At 67.2% G+C, this 15,575-nt stretch carries 6 protein-coding genes, 1 pseudogene and 1 riboswitch; of the genes and pseudogenes, 5 read left to right on the top strand and 2 right to left on the bottom strand.

The genetic code is table 11. The annotated features are described in order from the left end of the window. Positions 1–5: 5 nt before the first annotated feature. The gene (locus CKW46_RS08850) at positions 6–1,232 is read right to left on the bottom strand and encodes an NADP-dependent isocitrate dehydrogenase (protein WP_015354775.1); all 1,227 of its coding nucleotides are present in this window, start codon (positions 1,230–1,232) and stop codon (positions 6–8) included. Positions 1,233–1,386: 154 nt separating this feature from the next. Continuing rightward, positions 1,387–1,506: riboswitch (SAM riboswitch) on the top strand. Between the two features lie 40 nt (positions 1,507–1,546). On the opposite strand from CKW46_RS08850, the gene CKW46_RS08845 reads away from it, so the two are divergent. The 5 genes from CKW46_RS08845 (at position 1,547) to CKW46_RS08825 (ending at position 5,623) form a co-directional block, all read left to right on the top strand. After that, entirely contained in the window at positions 1,547–2,896 is a 1,350-nt protein-coding gene (locus tag CKW46_RS08845; RefSeq protein WP_012393065.1) for a bifunctional o-acetylhomoserine/o-acetylserine sulfhydrylase, read from the top strand. 11 nt (positions 2,897–2,907) lie between these two features. Beyond that, positions 2,908–4,047, top strand: coding sequence for a homoserine O-acetyltransferase MetX (gene metX / locus CKW46_RS08840; protein WP_015354774.1), 1,140 nt, complete (start codon positions 2,908–2,910; stop codon positions 4,045–4,047). Continuing rightward, a complete protein-coding gene (locus tag CKW46_RS08835; RefSeq protein WP_011739589.1) occupies positions 4,041–4,778 on the top strand; it encodes a class I SAM-dependent methyltransferase in 738 nt (245 codons plus the stop codon). Before metX ends, CKW46_RS08835 begins: the two co-directional genes overlap by 7 nt. A gap of 139 nt (positions 4,779–4,917) precedes the next feature. Then, a complete protein-coding gene (locus CKW46_RS08830; protein WP_015354773.1) occupies positions 4,918–5,265 on the top strand; it encodes a heme-binding protein in 348 nt (115 codons plus the stop codon). 61 nt (positions 5,266–5,326) lie between these two features. Continuing rightward, positions 5,327–5,623 carry a hypothetical protein gene (locus CKW46_RS08825; RefSeq protein WP_011739587.1) on the top strand — a complete coding sequence of 99 codons (297 nt, stop codon included), beginning with the start codon at positions 5,327–5,329 and terminating at the stop codon, positions 5,621–5,623. 39 nt (positions 5,624–5,662) lie between these two features. Here CKW46_RS08825 and CKW46_RS08820 read toward each other — a convergent pair. Then, positions 5,663–15,442: pseudogene (locus CKW46_RS08820) on the bottom strand (fatty-acid--AMP ligase). Between the last annotated feature and the right edge of the window lie 133 nt (positions 15,443–15,575).

Below are 15,575 nucleotides of genomic sequence, written 5' to 3'. Positions count from 1 at the left end.
GCCGGTCAGCCCAGCTTCTTCGCCAAATTCTCGGCGATCGCTTCGAGGAACTCCTCGCTGTTGAGCCAGGCCTGCTGGGGACCGATCAGGATCGCCAGATCCTTGGTCATCTTTCCGCTCTCCACGGTCTTGATGACGACGTCTTCCAGCGTCTGCGCGAATTGAACGACCTCGGGGGTGTTGTCCAGTTTGCCGCGGTGCGCCAGGCCACGCGTCCAGGCGAAGATCGAGGCGATCGGATTGGTGGAGGTCGGCTGGCCGGCCTGGTACTGGCGGTAGTGGCGCGTGACGGTGCCGTGGGCGGCCTCGGCCTCCACAGTCTTGCCGTCAGCCGTCATCAGCACCGACGTCATCAGTCCCAGCGATCCGTAGCCCTGCGCCACCGTGTCTGACTGGACGTCGCCGTCGTAGTTCTTACAGGCCCAGACGTAGCCGCCCTCCCATTTGAGGCAGGCAGCAACCATGTCGTCGATCAAGCGATGCTCGTAGGTCAGGCCTTCGGCATCGGACCGCTCCTTGAACTCCTCTTCGTAGATTCGCTGGAATTCGTCTTTGAACATGCCGTCATAGGCCTTCAGGCCGGTGTTCTTGGTGGACAAGTACACCGGCCATTTGGCGTTTAGGCCATAGGAAAAAGACGCCCGAGCGAAGTCCTGAATGGATTTTCTGAAGTTGTACATGCCCATCACCACCCCGCCGTCCTCGGGGATGGACACCATTTCGTGCACGATCGGCTCGCTGCCGTCAGCGGGTGTGAACGTCAGCGTCACGGTGCCCGGCCGGTCGACTTTGAAGTTCGTCGCGCGGTATTGGTCGCCGAATGCGTGGCGGCCGATGACGATTGGCTTGGTCCAGCCCGGAACCAGCCGCGGAACGTTGGAGATCACGATGGGCTCACGGAAAATCGTGCCCCCCAATATGTTTCGGATCGTCCCGTTCGGCGACAGCCACATCTTCTTGAGGTTGAATTCCCGGACCCTGGCCTCGTCGGGGGTGATGGTCGCGCACTTGACGCCCACACCGTGCTTCTTGATCGCATACGCCGCGTCGATGGTCACCTGGTCGTTGGTGCGGTCCCGGTGCTCGATACCCAAGTCGTAGTAGAGCAGCTTCACGTCCAGATGCGGGAGAATCAGCCGGTCTTTGATGAGCTTCCAGATAACGCGAGTCATCTCGTCGCCGTCGAGTTCCACGACCGGGCCGCTGACCGTGATCTTGGGTTCACCAGACATCTGAGCCCAATTCCTCCCGCGCTGTGAGTTTGGGCGAGCGGTTGCTCATCAGCCCAGATTACAAGGGCTGTTCGCAGGCTCGGGGCATGCGACGGCGATGCCGCCCGCACAGAGAGTTGGCACGAGCAAGCCGCGATACGGTAGGCTTCAGATCGGTCATGAGCGCCAGCGTCAAGCCCCGGCTTGCTGGCCGGCAACCCTCCAACCGCGGTGGGGTGCCCCGGGTGATGACCAGGTTGAGTAGCCACAGTCGGCTACACGGCAAGCGCGGGTCCGCCATGACGGGCCCCTGAGCAGACAGGGAAAGTAGCCTCATGAGCGCCGAAAACACCAGCACTGACGCAGATCCGACCGCGCATTGGTCATTTGAAACCAAGCAGATCCACGCCGGCCAGCAGCCCGATTCCGCCACCAACGCGCGGGCGCTGCCGATCTACCAAACCACCTCGTACACCTTCGAAAACACGGCGCACGCTGCCGCTTTGTTCGGCCTGGAGGTTCCCGGCAACATCTACACGCGGCTGGGCAACCCCACTACCGATGTGGTCGAGCAGCGCATCGCCGCGCTCGAAGGTGGGGTCGCCGCGCTGTTCCTGTCCTCCGGTCAGGCCGCGGAAACCTTCGCCATCCTCAACCTGGCCGGCGCGGGCGATCACATCGTGTCCAGCCCCCGCCTCTACGGCGGCACCTACAACCTGTTCCATTACTCGCTAGCAAAGCTGGGGATCGAGGTCAGCTTCGTCGACGACCCCGACAACCTGGACTCGTGGCAGGCGGCGGTGCGGCCCAACACCAAGGCGTTTTTTGGTGAGACCATCTCCAACCCGCAGATCGACCTGCTCGACACCCCCGGGGTTGCTGAAGTCGCCCACCGCAACGGGATACCGCTGATCGTCGACAACACCATCGCCACGCCGTACCTGATTCGGCCGTTCACGCAGGGCGCCGACATCGTCGTGCACTCGGCCACCAAGTACCTGGGCGGGCACGGCGCCGCGATCGCGGGTGTGATCGTCGATGGCGGCACATTCGACTGGACGCAGGGCCGTTTTCCCGAATTCACCACACCGGACCCCAGCTACCACGGCGTGGTGTTTGCCGAGTTGGGCGCGCCGGCCTATGCCCTCAAGGCACGCGTCCAGCTGCTGCGCGACTTGGGGTCGGCGGCCTCGCCGTTCAACGCCTTCCTGGTGGCCCAGGGCCTGGAAACTCTGAGCCTGCGGATCGAACGGCACGTTTCCAACGCGCAGCGCGTCGCAGAGTTCCTGGCCGACCGCGAGGACGTCGTCACGGTCAACTACGCCGGACTACCCGGTTCGCCGTGGCATGAGCGGGCAAAGAAGCTGTCCCCCAAGGGAACCGGGGCGGTGCTGTCGTTCGAGTTGGCCGGCGGCGTCGAGGCCGGTAAAGCATTCGTGAATGCGCTCAAACTGCACAGCCACGTCGCCAACATCGGCGATGTGCGCTCGCTGGTGATCCATCCGGCATCGACCACCCACGCCCAGCTGAGCCCGGCCGAGCAGCTGTCCACCGGCGTCAGTCCGGGACTGGTGCGTTTAGCAGTGGGCATCGAGGGTATAGAAGACATCCTAGCCGACCTGGAGCTCGGGTTCGCCGCGGCACGCAAGTTCAGCGGCGATTCACAGGCAGTAGCAGCCATCTGAGGAGCACCGACGTGACGATCTCCGACGTGCCCACCCAAACACTGCCCGTCGAAGGCGAAGTGCGCCTGGTCGATATCGGGTCACTGCGCCTGGAAAGCGGTGCGGTCATCGACAACGTCTGCATCGCGTTGCAGCGCTGGGGCGAGTTGTCCCCCACCCGCGACAACGTGGTGATGGTGTTGCACGCGCTCACCGGTGATTCGCACGTCACCGGCCCCGCCGGCCCCGGGCATTCCACCCCGGGCTGGTGGGACGGGATGGTCGGCCCGGGCGCGCCGATCGACACCAACCGTTGGTGCGCGGTAGCCACCAACGTGCTGGGTGGTTGCCGCGGCTCCACCGGCCCCAGCTCACTTGCCCGGGACGGAAAACCCTGGGGCTCGAGATTTCCCTTGATCTCGGTGCGCGACCAGGTGGAAGCCGACATGGCCGCCCTGGCGGCGCTGGGCATCACCCAGGTTGCCGCCGTGGTCGGCGGATCCATGGGCGGCGCCCGCGCGCTGGAGTGGATTGTCGGCCATCCCGATCGGGTGCGCTCGGCGCTGCTGCTGGCGGTGGGTGCGCGCGCCACCGCTGACCAGATCGGCACTCAGACAACGCAAATCGCAGCCATCAAGGCTGACCCGAATTGGCGAAACGGCGACTATCACGAGACCGGCTGCAAGCCCGAAGCCGGGCTGAAGGTCGCCCGCCGTTTCGCACACCTGACCTACCGCGGCGAGATCGAACTCGACAGCCGGTTCGCCAACGACGGTCAGGGCGGCGAGGATCCCGCGGACGGCGGGCGCTACGCGATCCAGAGCTACCTGGAACATCAGGGCGACAAGCTGCTGGCCCGCTTCGATGCCGGTAGTTATGTGATCCTGACCGAGGCTCTCAACAGACACGATGTCGGCCGCGGCAGGGACGGGATACACGCTGCGCTGCGGGGGTGCCCGGTCCCGGTGGTCGTCGGTGGCATCACCTCCGATCGCCTCTACCCACTGCGGTTGCAGCAGGAGCTGGCCGATCTGTTGCCCGGATGCGCCGGGCTGGAGGTCGTCGATTCCATCCGTGGCCACGACGGGTTTCTGGTGGAGTCCGAGGCCGTCGGTGAATTGATCCACAAGACACTGCGATTGGCCGAAGACCGAAGCTCGCGTCCATGGTGAGCGGGTCCGCCCAGGACCCATCGCTGTCGTTCGGTTCGGCGGCGGCCGCATACGAGCGGGGCCGCCCGTCTTATCCACCCGAAGCGATCGACTGGCTGCTGCCGGCAGGGGCGCGCGATGTTCTCGATCTTGGTGCGGGGACCGGCAAGTTGACGACCCGCCTGGTCGAACGCGGACTCGATGTGGTCGCCGTAGACCCCATTCCCGAGATGCTCGAGGTGCTGCGCGCGTCGCTGCCGAGAACGCTGGCGCTGCTGGGTACCGCCGAAGAGATACCGTTGGAAGACAACAGCGTTGATGCCGTTCTGGTCGCCCAGGCCTGGCATTGGGTGGATCCGGCGCGAGCGATCCCCGAGGTGGCCCGGGTGCTGCGGCCCGGCGGCCGGCTGGGACTGGTGTGGAACACCCGCGACGAGCGGCTCGGCTGGGTACGCGAGTTGGGCCGGATCATCGGGCGCGACAGCGACCCGGTGCGCGACAAAGTCACGCTGCCCGAACCGTTCACGGGTGTGGCGCGCCATCACGTGGAGTGGACCAATTACCTGACCCCGCAAGCGTTGATCGACTTGGTCGCATCGCGCAGCTACTGCATCACCTCACCGGCCGAGGTCCGCACCAAGACCCTCGATCAGGTGCGTGAGCTGTTGGCCACGCATCCGGCGCTGGCCAACTCGGCCGGTCTGGCATTGCCGTACGTCACGGTGTGCGTGAGCGCGACCCTGGCCGCCTAGCCAGGCAGCACCGACACGAAGATCCCGGCCGCCTCCTCCGGCCGGCCTCGCGACCAGCATGGGACTTTCGGCCCTCGTCAGGCAGCTGGTCTGCGCGATGAACTTGATCGCAGTGCTCGACAAACCCGAGGAGGCAGCCATGTCGCTCGCAGCCCCTACCGGATACCGCACGATCGCGGTTGGGATCGCAACCGGGGCGCTGGGCGCCGCGATGCTGCTGGGCAGCGCGGCGATCGCCGTCGCCGATCCCCCACCCAACTGCACGACCGCCGACCTGGCCGGCATCTCCGCCGGCGTTGCCGCCGCGACCTCGACCTATCTGTTCACCCATCCCGATGTCAACGAATTCTTCACCGGGCTCAGGGGGCAGGAACGCGATGCAATGCGTGAGAACGTGCAGAATTACCTCAATGCCAACCCGGACGTGAAAGCCGACCTGGACGGCATCCGTCAGCCCGTGGTCGACTTCAAGGACCGGTGCCAGTAAGCCGAGTCGCCCGTCGTCGCGAGCCGGCACCCCAGCCCGGCCCCGTCGGAAGGAAACCGCCATGCAACTCAGGCGTATCTATCTCTGCACCATCCTCGCGGCTGCCGCCGCTGGTGTGGCGGCGACCCTGGCCGCCTTTCCCGCCAGCTCACCGCACATCCAACCGAGCTCGGCCCCGATCCATGACCTGCCCCTCGATGACCTCGGCATCCCGGGCGTGTCGGTGGACATCGACGCCAAGGTGCCAAACCTCAACTCGGTCGAACAAGTCGTGCCCAACGTCAGCGTGCCGAACATCAACCTGCCCAACGTCAAGGTGAACCCGGGGCATGTCGGTCTGCCGGGGCGTGGGCGCTAGCGTCAGCGGAGTTCCCAAGCCGCGCAATGGCCCCGCCCGCTAACAGTCGATCTCCGCATTCAGACCGAATTCGGCGAAGATACGTGAAACGACCTCGCGCAGATCATCTTTGGTGTTGGAATGACCGACAAGATACGCAGAGATTCCGATGCACATCTTGCCGCGGCCCCGCCCCGAAGCCAGCAGCATTCGTCCACCGGTGCCCTCGAGCACGCTTTTGGCGATATCGGGCTCGACCAGTCTGATGTAGGCGAAGTCGGCATCGGTGCCGTCGGGCCGGTTGGCGGCCGGAGGCACGTCACCGACATTGGAGCAAGTGACGGGGAGAGTGGGGCCACCCGCTGCCATCCCAACCAGCCTCCTGGCCACCCACCTCGGAGTTATCGCCGCCAGTGGCAGCGGCGCCAAGAACTCGTTGTCGAGATCCTCCATCCCTTCCAGGATTGCCCGGGTGATCTTGGCGTGCATCTCCCTGAGGTCTGTCGCCGCGTGTGCCGGGTCGACCGCGACGTCAACGGCCGTCAGTGCGTTGCCACGGGTGTCGTCTTGGGTGCGAAGCGACACCACAATGCGCAGGGTGACCGTTCCGTCGCCCTGAACCCGCCCAACCCTCGCCGCCAGTCTGCAGGCAACCCCTCCCACAAGCGAGTTACTCTTCGCACCAAGCCTTTTGGCGCACGCATCCCAGTCCGCCAGGTCGATGTAGGCGGTCACGGCAGGCACCTCGACGGAATGGTCGCCACCGGCCATCCGCAGCGGCGGCGGGGCCGCTTTGATCGAGGATTGCAGTTCCTGGCGATCGCGGCGAAGCCGACGAACCACACCGCCGAACGCGTGCGCGATCTTGGGCAGCTCATTGACGGTTTGCCGGAGATCCTCGCGCAGCGCCCGCCGGAGGATGCGCGACCCCGCAGCCGGATAACCCAGATCCTGGGTCCTCCCCTCGGCCGCATTGACCACCGCCTGGCCGAAAGCGATCGCGTCGGCGATCGTGTGCGAAGCCACCAGGCTCACCGCGGTGCCGCCGTCATCGAGTCCAACGAAGCCAAGATGCCAGCCCGGCCCCCACTCCGGATCGATGGGCAGGCGCGCCCGCTCATCGGCCCATGCGCCCACATCTGCGCGCCGTCGTGGCGTTGTGGCGAAGTCGATCTTCTGCGACACCGGAGCCGAGACCCAGCGATCACGCGCGAACGGCAACGGAGACCGCTCGATCCGGCGTCCCAACAACCCGCATCCGAGATTGCGGTGGAAACGCCGCAACCCCTCGACATCGACGGCCCGGTCGTAGATCCAAATCATCTGGATCAGCGAGCCGTAGCCCGCCCGCAGCCCGAGGAATGCCGCTTGATCCAGGTAGGCGAGCCTATCGTCGGCCGGCTCGGCGGCACGCTTGCCGACCTGAGCCGCCGCGGCCGCGGGCACCGCGGCGACGCTGAGCAGGTCGGCCAGGTGGACGGCAACGCTGGCGGGGCTGGGGTGGTCGAAGATGAGAGTGGCCGGCAGGTCCACTCCGGATTGGGCCGACAGGGCTCCGCGCAGTTCCAGCGCGCTGAGCGAGTCGATACCGAGGTCTTTGAACGGCTGGTCCGGGTCCATGGCGGCCGGGTCCGGGTGTGCCAGCACCGCCGCGGTGGCGGTGAGGACCAGTTTGGTCAGCATGGCGTGTTGTTGCTCGGGGGTCAGTCCCGCCAGCCGGGCGCCGAGCGCGCGTGAGTCGGCCATGGCGGCTTGGGGCCGGGTGCTGATCAGCGCCGAGAAGATCGGGGGCAGGCTGCTCTCGCGGGCCAGGGCCGCCAGCGCTCGGGTGCTCAGCGGGGCCGGGATCAGATTGGGGTGCTGCACGCCAAGGGCAGCGTCGAAGAGAGCCAGACCCGCGCTGGTGGTGATCGGGACCATGCCGCTGCGGGTCAGGCGGGCTTGATCGCGGGCATCGAGGTGGCCGGTCATCCCCGAGGAGGGCTGCCAATACCCCCAGGCCAGACTGGTGGCTCCTGGCCCGCGCTCGCGGGCCAGGGCGTCCAGGACGGCGTTGGCCGCGACGTAGTTGGCCTGTCCCGGGGCCCCCAGGACCCCGGCGGCAGAGGAGAACAACACGAACGCGGCCAGCTCGGTGTTGGCGGTTAACTGGTGTAGGTGCCAGGCGCTATCGGCTTTGGCGGCCAGCACGGTGTCGAGCTGCTGTGCGGTGAGTTGGCTCGTCACCGCGTCGTCGAGCACTCCGGCAGCATGGATGACCGCGGTCAGCGGGTGCTCGGTGGGAATCGAGTCGATCAGGGCCGCCAACTGGGCGGGGTCGGCACAGTCGCAGGCGCTGATGGTGACCTGGGCACCCAACCCATTCAGGCGCTCCGCAAGCTCGGCCGCCCCGACGCCGCTGGGGCCGCGTCGGGACGTCAACAGCAGCCGGCGCACACCGTAGTGAGTGAGCAGGTGTTCGGCGAACAGGCCGCCGAGCATGCCGGTGCCCCCGGTGATCAACACGGTGCCCGCCGGGTCGAGTGCCGCAGGGGCGATGAGCACGATTTTCCCGGTAGGCCGGGCCTCGCTGATATCCCGAAACGCTTGGCGAGCGCGCAGCAGCCCGTAGGCCGTCACGGGCGGGGGCTCGATGACCGCGGCATTGATCAGCTCGCTCACCGCGGCCCAGGTGCGTTGCAGCCGTTCGGGCGTGGCCGTGCTGATGTCGTAGACGACGTATCTCAGGCCGGGATGGGTTTGTGCGACGTCGGTGGCTTCCCGGATGTCGCGTCTGGCGATCTCGACAAAGCACCCGGGCGCGGCCAGTAGCCGCAGCGACGCATCGACAAGATCGCCGCGCAGATCGTTCAAGACCACGTCCATCCCGCGCCCGCCGGTGGCCGCGGCCAAGGTGTCGCCGAAGTCCCGGGCGCGGGAGGAAGCGATGTGATCCTCGGGAATGCCCAACCCGCGCAGGATGTGCTGCTCGGCGGGATCGGCGGTCGCGAACACCTCGGCACCCAGGTGCTGCGCAATGCGGATCGCGGCCCGGCCAACCGCACCGGCGCCGGAGTGGATGAGCACCCGCTGTCCGGCGCGGAGCGCCGCGATATCGATCAGAGCGCTGTATGCGGTCACAAACGCGACCGGGACCGAGGCCGCTTGGGGGCAGGACCAGCCCGGCGGGATCGCCACCACAGCGCGGTGATCGGTGGCCGCGGTGGGGGTGAATGCGTTATTGGGGAAGATCCCCATCACCGCATCCCCCGGCGCGAAGTCGTCGACATCGCCGGCGGTGTCGATGACGATCCCGGCGGCTTCCACCCCAAGCCCTTGGTGGTCTTGTTGGCCCTCACCACCAGCGTCGCGGTGGCTGGTCGCGGCTGACGCGACCGCCACATCATCGGAGTTCAAGCCCGCAGCGCGGATCTGCACTCGGATCTGGCCGGGCCCCAGTTCTGCTGGTGCGGGGGTGGGGGCCAGGGTCAGGTCGGCCAAATCCCCGCTACCGCTGGTGATTAGCCGCCAGTGCGGGGTGGGGGGTGGGGTCAACGCCCGGGTCGGGGCCAGCCGGGGCATGTGAGCGACACCGGCGCGCAGGGCCAGCTGGGGTTCACCGCCCGTACCCGTGCAGCTGCCCAGCAGTTGTAGCAGCGTGTCGGTACTGCTGGCGGCGTGGTCGGTGTCGACCAACCGGATCCGGCCCGGGTGCTCGCTTTGGGCGCTGTGCAGCAGCGCCCACACCGCTGCCTGAGCCGGATTCGGCGCCCGCTCATAGGCGTTGATCGCCACCGCGCGACAGGTCAGAACCACCAGCACCGTCTCGGCCGTGTCGGGGCGGGCCAACCAGGCCGCAACCGCGGCCAACGCGTGTCGGGTCAGCGAATGCATGCTCGACACGACGGCATCGTCATCGCCGCGAAGATCCGGCGGGGACAAGGACCAAATCACCACCGGGGGACATGGCCGCACGGCATCCAAATCGGGGCTCCTGACGCCGTTGCGCAGACCAGCCGAGACGGCATCGGGATCTTCGGCAAACACCACCCACGCCGGCGGCTCGGCCACGGCGGCGGCACCGGGCGCGCCGGCCGAGGACAGCGGTGGCCAGGCCAGCTCCCACAAGCCCCGCCCGGATGACGTCGCCGTCGTGGGTGGGGTGAGAGTCGCCAGGTCGGGTAGGGCCCGCACAACAACCGTGTCGATGCTGATCACCGGCGCGCCGGCGGGATCGCTGGCGTACAGGGTGAAGGTGTCGGCACTGCTGTGGGTCAGCCACACCTGCAGCCGGGTGGCCGCGGTCGCATGCAGGGTGACCCCGCTCAAGACGAACGGAAGCCGGACCGCCGCCGACTCCGAGTCCGCCCCGGCGCCCAGGGCGGCGGCCATCGGATGCAGCGCGGCGTCCAGCAGAGCCGGGTGGATTCCGTAGCCGGTGATGTCGGTTCCGGCGGGCAGGGCCACCTCGGCGTAGATGTGGTCGGGGTCGGCCGGCTCGTGGCCGATCCCGAGCACCGAGCAGAACGGAGGGCCATAGTGCAGACCGCGGTCGGCCAGCCGCTGGTAGAAGTCCGCGACATCGAATTCCGTCACCGGCAAGGCCGCCATGGGAGGTTGGCCGGCAGCGGCTGGTTCGGCGGCCAGGATTCCGCTGGCATGTAACACCCACCCCGTCTCGCCGCGGTGGCCGGTACCGGTGCGGGCATGGACGTTGAACGCGCGCCGTGCACCCCCATCGGCGCCGGCCACGCCGATCTGGATATCGGTCGGCGTGTCTTCGGCAAGCACCAGGGGGGCGTGCAACACCAGTTCGGCAACGGCCGGGCACCCCACGTAATCCCCGACCGCCAACGCCATGTCGACGAAGGCGGTGCCCGGCAGCACCACCACATCGCCCACCCGGTGAGCGCCAAGCCAGCCCTGCACACCAAGAGCCAACCGGCCAGTGGCGATCACCTCGTCTCGGTCCGCCAACGCGGTGATCGCCCCCAACAATGGATGCCCGACGCGATCCAGACCAAGACCAGCCGCGTCATTGCCCGGTCCCGTTGTGAGCCAATACCGATGGTGCTGGAACGGATACGTCGGCAGCGGCACCGGGCGGGCGTGCGGATACACCACCGGCCAGGCCGGGCTACGACCATGAACCTGCAACCGCGCCAGCGTCGTAGTGAGGGCGTCCAGGTCGGGTCGCTCGCGATGCAGGGTCGGAATCACCACCGAGCCGGGGCGTCGCCCGTTGCTGGCGGCCAAGGTGTCGGTGATGGCCGGGGCCAGCACCGGGTGCGGGGATATTTCCACAAACACCTACTCGGCAGCGGCCAGCAGAACTTTGATGCTGTCGTAGAAGCGGACCGGTTGTCGCAGGTTGGCGTACCAGTAGTCGGCGGTCATCGTGATGGTGTCCAACGGCTGGTCCGACGTGACGCCATGCACGGTGGAATACAAGGCAATCCGTCCCGGCGCCGGGGTCAACCCGGCCAACTCGCCGAGTAGGCGCTCGCGCGCCGGCTCGACCTGTCCGCAGTGTGAGGCGTAATCGACGGTGTTGGAACGGATCTGGATGCCATCGACCTCACCGGCGGCGACGAACGCCTCAATCGCGGGGGGATCACCGCTGATGATGGTGTGGGTGGGGCCGTTGACCGCAGCGACCGTCAGCGCGTCACCGTAAGGCCGCAGCCGCGCCGCCACTTCGTCAGCGCCGAGCAACACCGACGCCATCCCCCCGGTCCCGGACAGATCCGCGAGGGCGGCACTGCGCAGTGCCACGATTTTGGCGACCTGCTCGAGGGTGAACACCCCGGCGACATAGGCCGCGGCAATCTCGCCCTGGGAATGTCCGATCACCGCGTCCGGTTCGATCCCGTAGCTGATCAGGGTGCGGGCCAAAGACACCATGACCGCGAACAACACCGGTTGGACCACATCGACCCGCTCCAGCGCCATGGCGCTGGGCTCACCGCGCACCACGGCACCTACCGACCAGCCTGTCCAGGCGAACAAAGCCTGATCACACTCGTCAAGCGCACGGGAGAACACCTGGTGACGGCGGTATAGCTCGGCGGCCATGCCCGGGTATTGGCCGCCCTGGCCGGGGAAGACGAATACGGTCTTTCCCGCCGATGTCGACCGTAGGTGGTGTTGGACGAGTTGAGGGTGCGGGTCGCCGGCAGCCAACGCCTGCAGTGCCGCCAACAGCTCAGCCCGGGGATCGGGGCTCGCGGCCGGCACCGTCACGACAGCCCGGTGCGGGTGGTGGGTGCGGGTGCAGCCCAGGCTGTAGCCCACGTCGGTGAGATCGAGGTCCCGATGGCGGAGCAGGTGTTGGTGCAGCCGTTCGGCTTGGGCAGCCAACCCTGCCGGGGTTCGCGCCGAAACGGGCCACATGGGCAGCCCGAGTTCGGCACCGTGCTGGGGCCGACCGGCCGGCTCAGGCGATCCGCTCGACGGGGTGGGGGCCTGTTGCAGGATCAGATGTGCGTTGGTGCCGCTGATTCCAAACGAGGACACCGCCGCGGTACGGGGATGATCGGTGACCGGCCAGGGCACCGGCTCGGTGAGGACGCGGACGGTGCCGGCCGACCAGTCGACGTGCGGGCTGGGGCGATCAACGTTGAGGGTCGGCGGCAGACTGTCGTGGTTGAGGGCCGCGATCATCTTGATCAGTCCGGCGACACCAGCTGCGGCTTGGGTGTGGCCGATGTTCGATTTAATCGATCCCAGCCACAGTGGATGGTCTGGGTGATGTGCAGCGCCGTAAGTGGCGATCAAGGCTCCGGCCTCGATCGGGTCGCCCAGCGTGGTGCCGGTGCCGTGGGCCTCCACGGCATCAACCTCATCGAGCCCGACACCCGCGTTGGCGACGGCCTGGGTGATGACCCGTTGTTGAGCGGGCCCGCTGGGGGCGGTCAAACCGTTTGAGGCGCCATCTTGGTTGATCGCCGATCCGGCGATGACCGCCAACACCGGGTGGCCGTTGCGATTTGCATCGCTGAGCCGTTCCAGCACCAGCACCGCGGCCCCTTCGCCCCAGCCGGTGCCATCGGCGGCGGCGGAAAACGCTTTGCAGCGCCCATCTGCGGCCAGCCCGCGCTGCCGGGCGAACTCGGTGAACACCGCCGGCGTGGTCATCACGGTGACGCCCCCGGCGAGGGCAAGAGTCGACTCTCCGGTGTGCAAGGACTGACACGCCAAATGCGCGGCCACCAGCGACGAAGAGCACGCCGTGTCGATGGCGATGGCGGGCCCCTGCAAACCCAGCGCATAGGCGACACGACCGGAAGCCACGCTGGTGGACAGACCAGTCAAGCCGTATCCCTCCGCGCCTTCGGACCCACCGCCGTATTGCTGTAACCACGCTCCGACGAACACCCCGGTCTTCGAGCGCAGCAACGCGGCCGGATCAATCTGGGCGGTTTCCAACGCTTCCCAACACACTTCCAGCAGCAACCGCTGCTGGGGATCCATGGTTTGGGCTTCCCGCGCCGAGATACCGAAGAATTCGGCGTCAAATCCGGCGACGTCGGCCACAAACGATCCAGCGCGGGCGTAGGTCTTGCCCACCACATCCGGATCGGGATCAAACAACTCCGCCAGGTTCCAGCCCCGGTCCGCCGGAAACTCCCCCACCGCCTCGGTGCCGCCGGCGACCAGATCCCATAGCGCCGCAGCCGAATCCACGCCGCCCGGGAACCGACACGCCATCCCCACCACGGCCACCGGCTCATCGGTGCTCACCCGAGGCTGCACCGGCGCGGCCACCGCAACCGATCCGCTCAACAGCTGGCCCAGGTGGGTGGCCAAGGCGACCGGCGTGGGGTAGTCGAAAGCCAGGGTTGGCGGCAATGTCAGCTCGGTGACCGTTTGCAGACGGTCAAGCAATTCGGTGGCTTTCACCGAATCGAATCCCAGGTCCTGGAACGCCCACTCGGGGTCGATGTCGTTGGGGCTGGGATAGTCCAAAACCGTCGCCGCCTGCGCGCACACCACCCCCACCAGCAGGTCATGTTGCTGGTGGCGCAGCAGCCGCAGCCGTTGCACCAACCCTGAGTCGGCCCCGGCGTCCGCATCCGCAGCCGCGGCATCGGCCACCCGCGGCCCGGGTTCGCGGAGCTGCCCGTCCAAGCGGGTGAACTCGTCGTGCAGATACCGCTGCAGGCACTCCCGTCGTCTGACCTTGCCGCTTGTGGTCAGGGGAATCGAACCGGGCGGCACCAGAACGAGATCCGCCACATTGAGACCGTGTGTCTTCGATATCGCGGCGATGACGTCACGGCGGACGACGCCCATTCGGTGCATCGTGGCCTCGTGCGACGTCTCCCGCGTCTTGAATTCGACAATGACAACCAGCTTCTCGACGCCGCCGTCATCGGGAACCGCTATCGCCACGCAGCGGCCCCGAGTGACCTCCTGGATCGTCGCCTCGATGTCGTCGGGTGAGTGGTTGCGCCCGTAGATGATCAGCAGATCCTTGATGCGGCCGATGATGAACAGCTCTCCTTCGGAGAAGGCGCCCAAATCTCCGGTTCTCAGCCAAGGTCCCGGTGGTGTGCCCGGCGACGGGCCGACAAGCGTTGCGCCGAAGGTGCGTTCGGTCTCTTGGGGCCGGTGCCAGTAGCCGGCCGCGACGTTGTCGCCGTGCACCCAGATCTCGCCGACCACGCCGGCCGGACACTCGGTGGCGGTCTGCGGGTCGACGATGCGTACCGTCGGCGATTGCGCTGCGCCGTAACTGATCAGCGCCGTACCGGTCCCGGTTGCGCACCGCTTCGCGTGGCCGGCGGTCAGTTCGTCGGAGTCGAAGTAAACGGTCACCGGCGGTTGGCCCCATTCGCGGGTTGCCACGAACACGGTGGCTTCCGCGAACCCGTATGACGGCCGTAGTGCCCTGGGATGAAGGTGGAAGCGGGCGAACCGCTGCGCGAAGCGCGCCAGCGTCGCGGGTTGTACCCGCTCGGCACCACTGAGAATGTTGCGCACGCCGCCGAGGTCAAGCCCGGCCAGGTCGTCGTCTGATGTCTTTCGTGCCGCCAATTCGAAAGCGATGTTCGGTGCTGCCGAAAACACCTGACAGTTGCTGGCCAGCAACTGCATCCACCGGGCCGGGCGCTGCAAGAACGATATCGGGCTGGTGAGCACGCTGTGGAATCCCTCCAGCAGCGGCATGATGATTCCGAACATCAAGCCCATGTCGTGAAAAAACGGCAGCCACGACACCACGGTCGTGTCGGGCGGGGCAGCGCGCCCGTGGTCGCCGAAATAGGCGGACATGCCCTGTTCGACATTGGCCAGAAGGTTTCTGTGCGAGACCACGACGCCCGCCGGCGTCCGGGTCGACCCGGAGGTGTACTGCAGATACGCAATGTCTGACCCGCTGTCGGACTCGGCGGCGGGTCCTTGCCCGGAGTCGGGGTCCAGCAGGTCAACCTCGATGACTGAGGGCGCGCGCTCCCCCGGCGTCAACGTGATGCACTCGGCGACGTCGCCGGCGATCGGGGACGTGGTGAGAATGGCCGAGGGCAACGCGTCGCGCAACACCGAACCAACGCGCTCGTCGCTGGCCCCGCCCAGCGGAGCCGAGAGCGGAACCGCGATCTGACCGGCCTGCAGTGCGCCGAGAAACGCAACGATGTAGTCAAGTCCCTGCGGCGCCAGCACCACGGCGCGGTCCCCGGTCGCCCCGCAGGCTTTGAGCTCCCGCGCGACGTTGCACGTCCGCCGATGCAGTTGTGACCACGTCAGAGTTTCCGCAATCCCCGCCCAGTCCCGTCCGTAATCGATGAAGGTGAATGCGGTCTCGCTGGGCCGCAGACTGGCACGTTCCCGCAACACTGCGGAAATCGAGTGGTCGAGCACAGCTAAGACGTTAGGGGATGATCCGACGGGTGGATAGACCGTTCGGAGAACCAAATCGGCCCAGCGAAAGCCGCCCGCGCACGGGGCGTGGCGCGCACCGCAGGCCGGGCGTACGGCCACGACTGGCAAACCG

The organism is Mycobacterium liflandii, assembly GCF_022354805.1.
GTDB lineage: Bacteria > Actinomycetota > Actinomycetes > Mycobacteriales > Mycobacteriaceae > Mycobacterium > Mycobacterium marinum.
Note: the sequence above shows the minus strand (reverse complement) of the source record. Positions and strands in the feature narration are given on the sequence as shown.

Coding starts and splice junctions, on each gene's coding strand:
- CKW46_RS08850 (WP_015354775.1), bottom strand. CDS start 1,232: ATGTCTGGTGAACCCAAGATCACGGTCAGCGGCCCGGTCGTGGAACTC.
- CKW46_RS08845 (WP_012393065.1), top strand. CDS start 1,547: ATGAGCGCCGAAAACACCAGCACTGACGCAGATCCGACCGCGCATTGG.
- CKW46_RS08835 (WP_011739589.1), top strand. CDS start 4,041: ATGGTGAGCGGGTCCGCCCAGGACCCATCGCTGTCGTTCGGTTCGGCG.
- CKW46_RS08830 (WP_015354773.1), top strand. CDS start 4,918: ATGTCGCTCGCAGCCCCTACCGGATACCGCACGATCGCGGTTGGGATC.
- CKW46_RS08825 (WP_011739587.1), top strand. CDS start 5,327: ATGCAACTCAGGCGTATCTATCTCTGCACCATCCTCGCGGCTGCCGCC.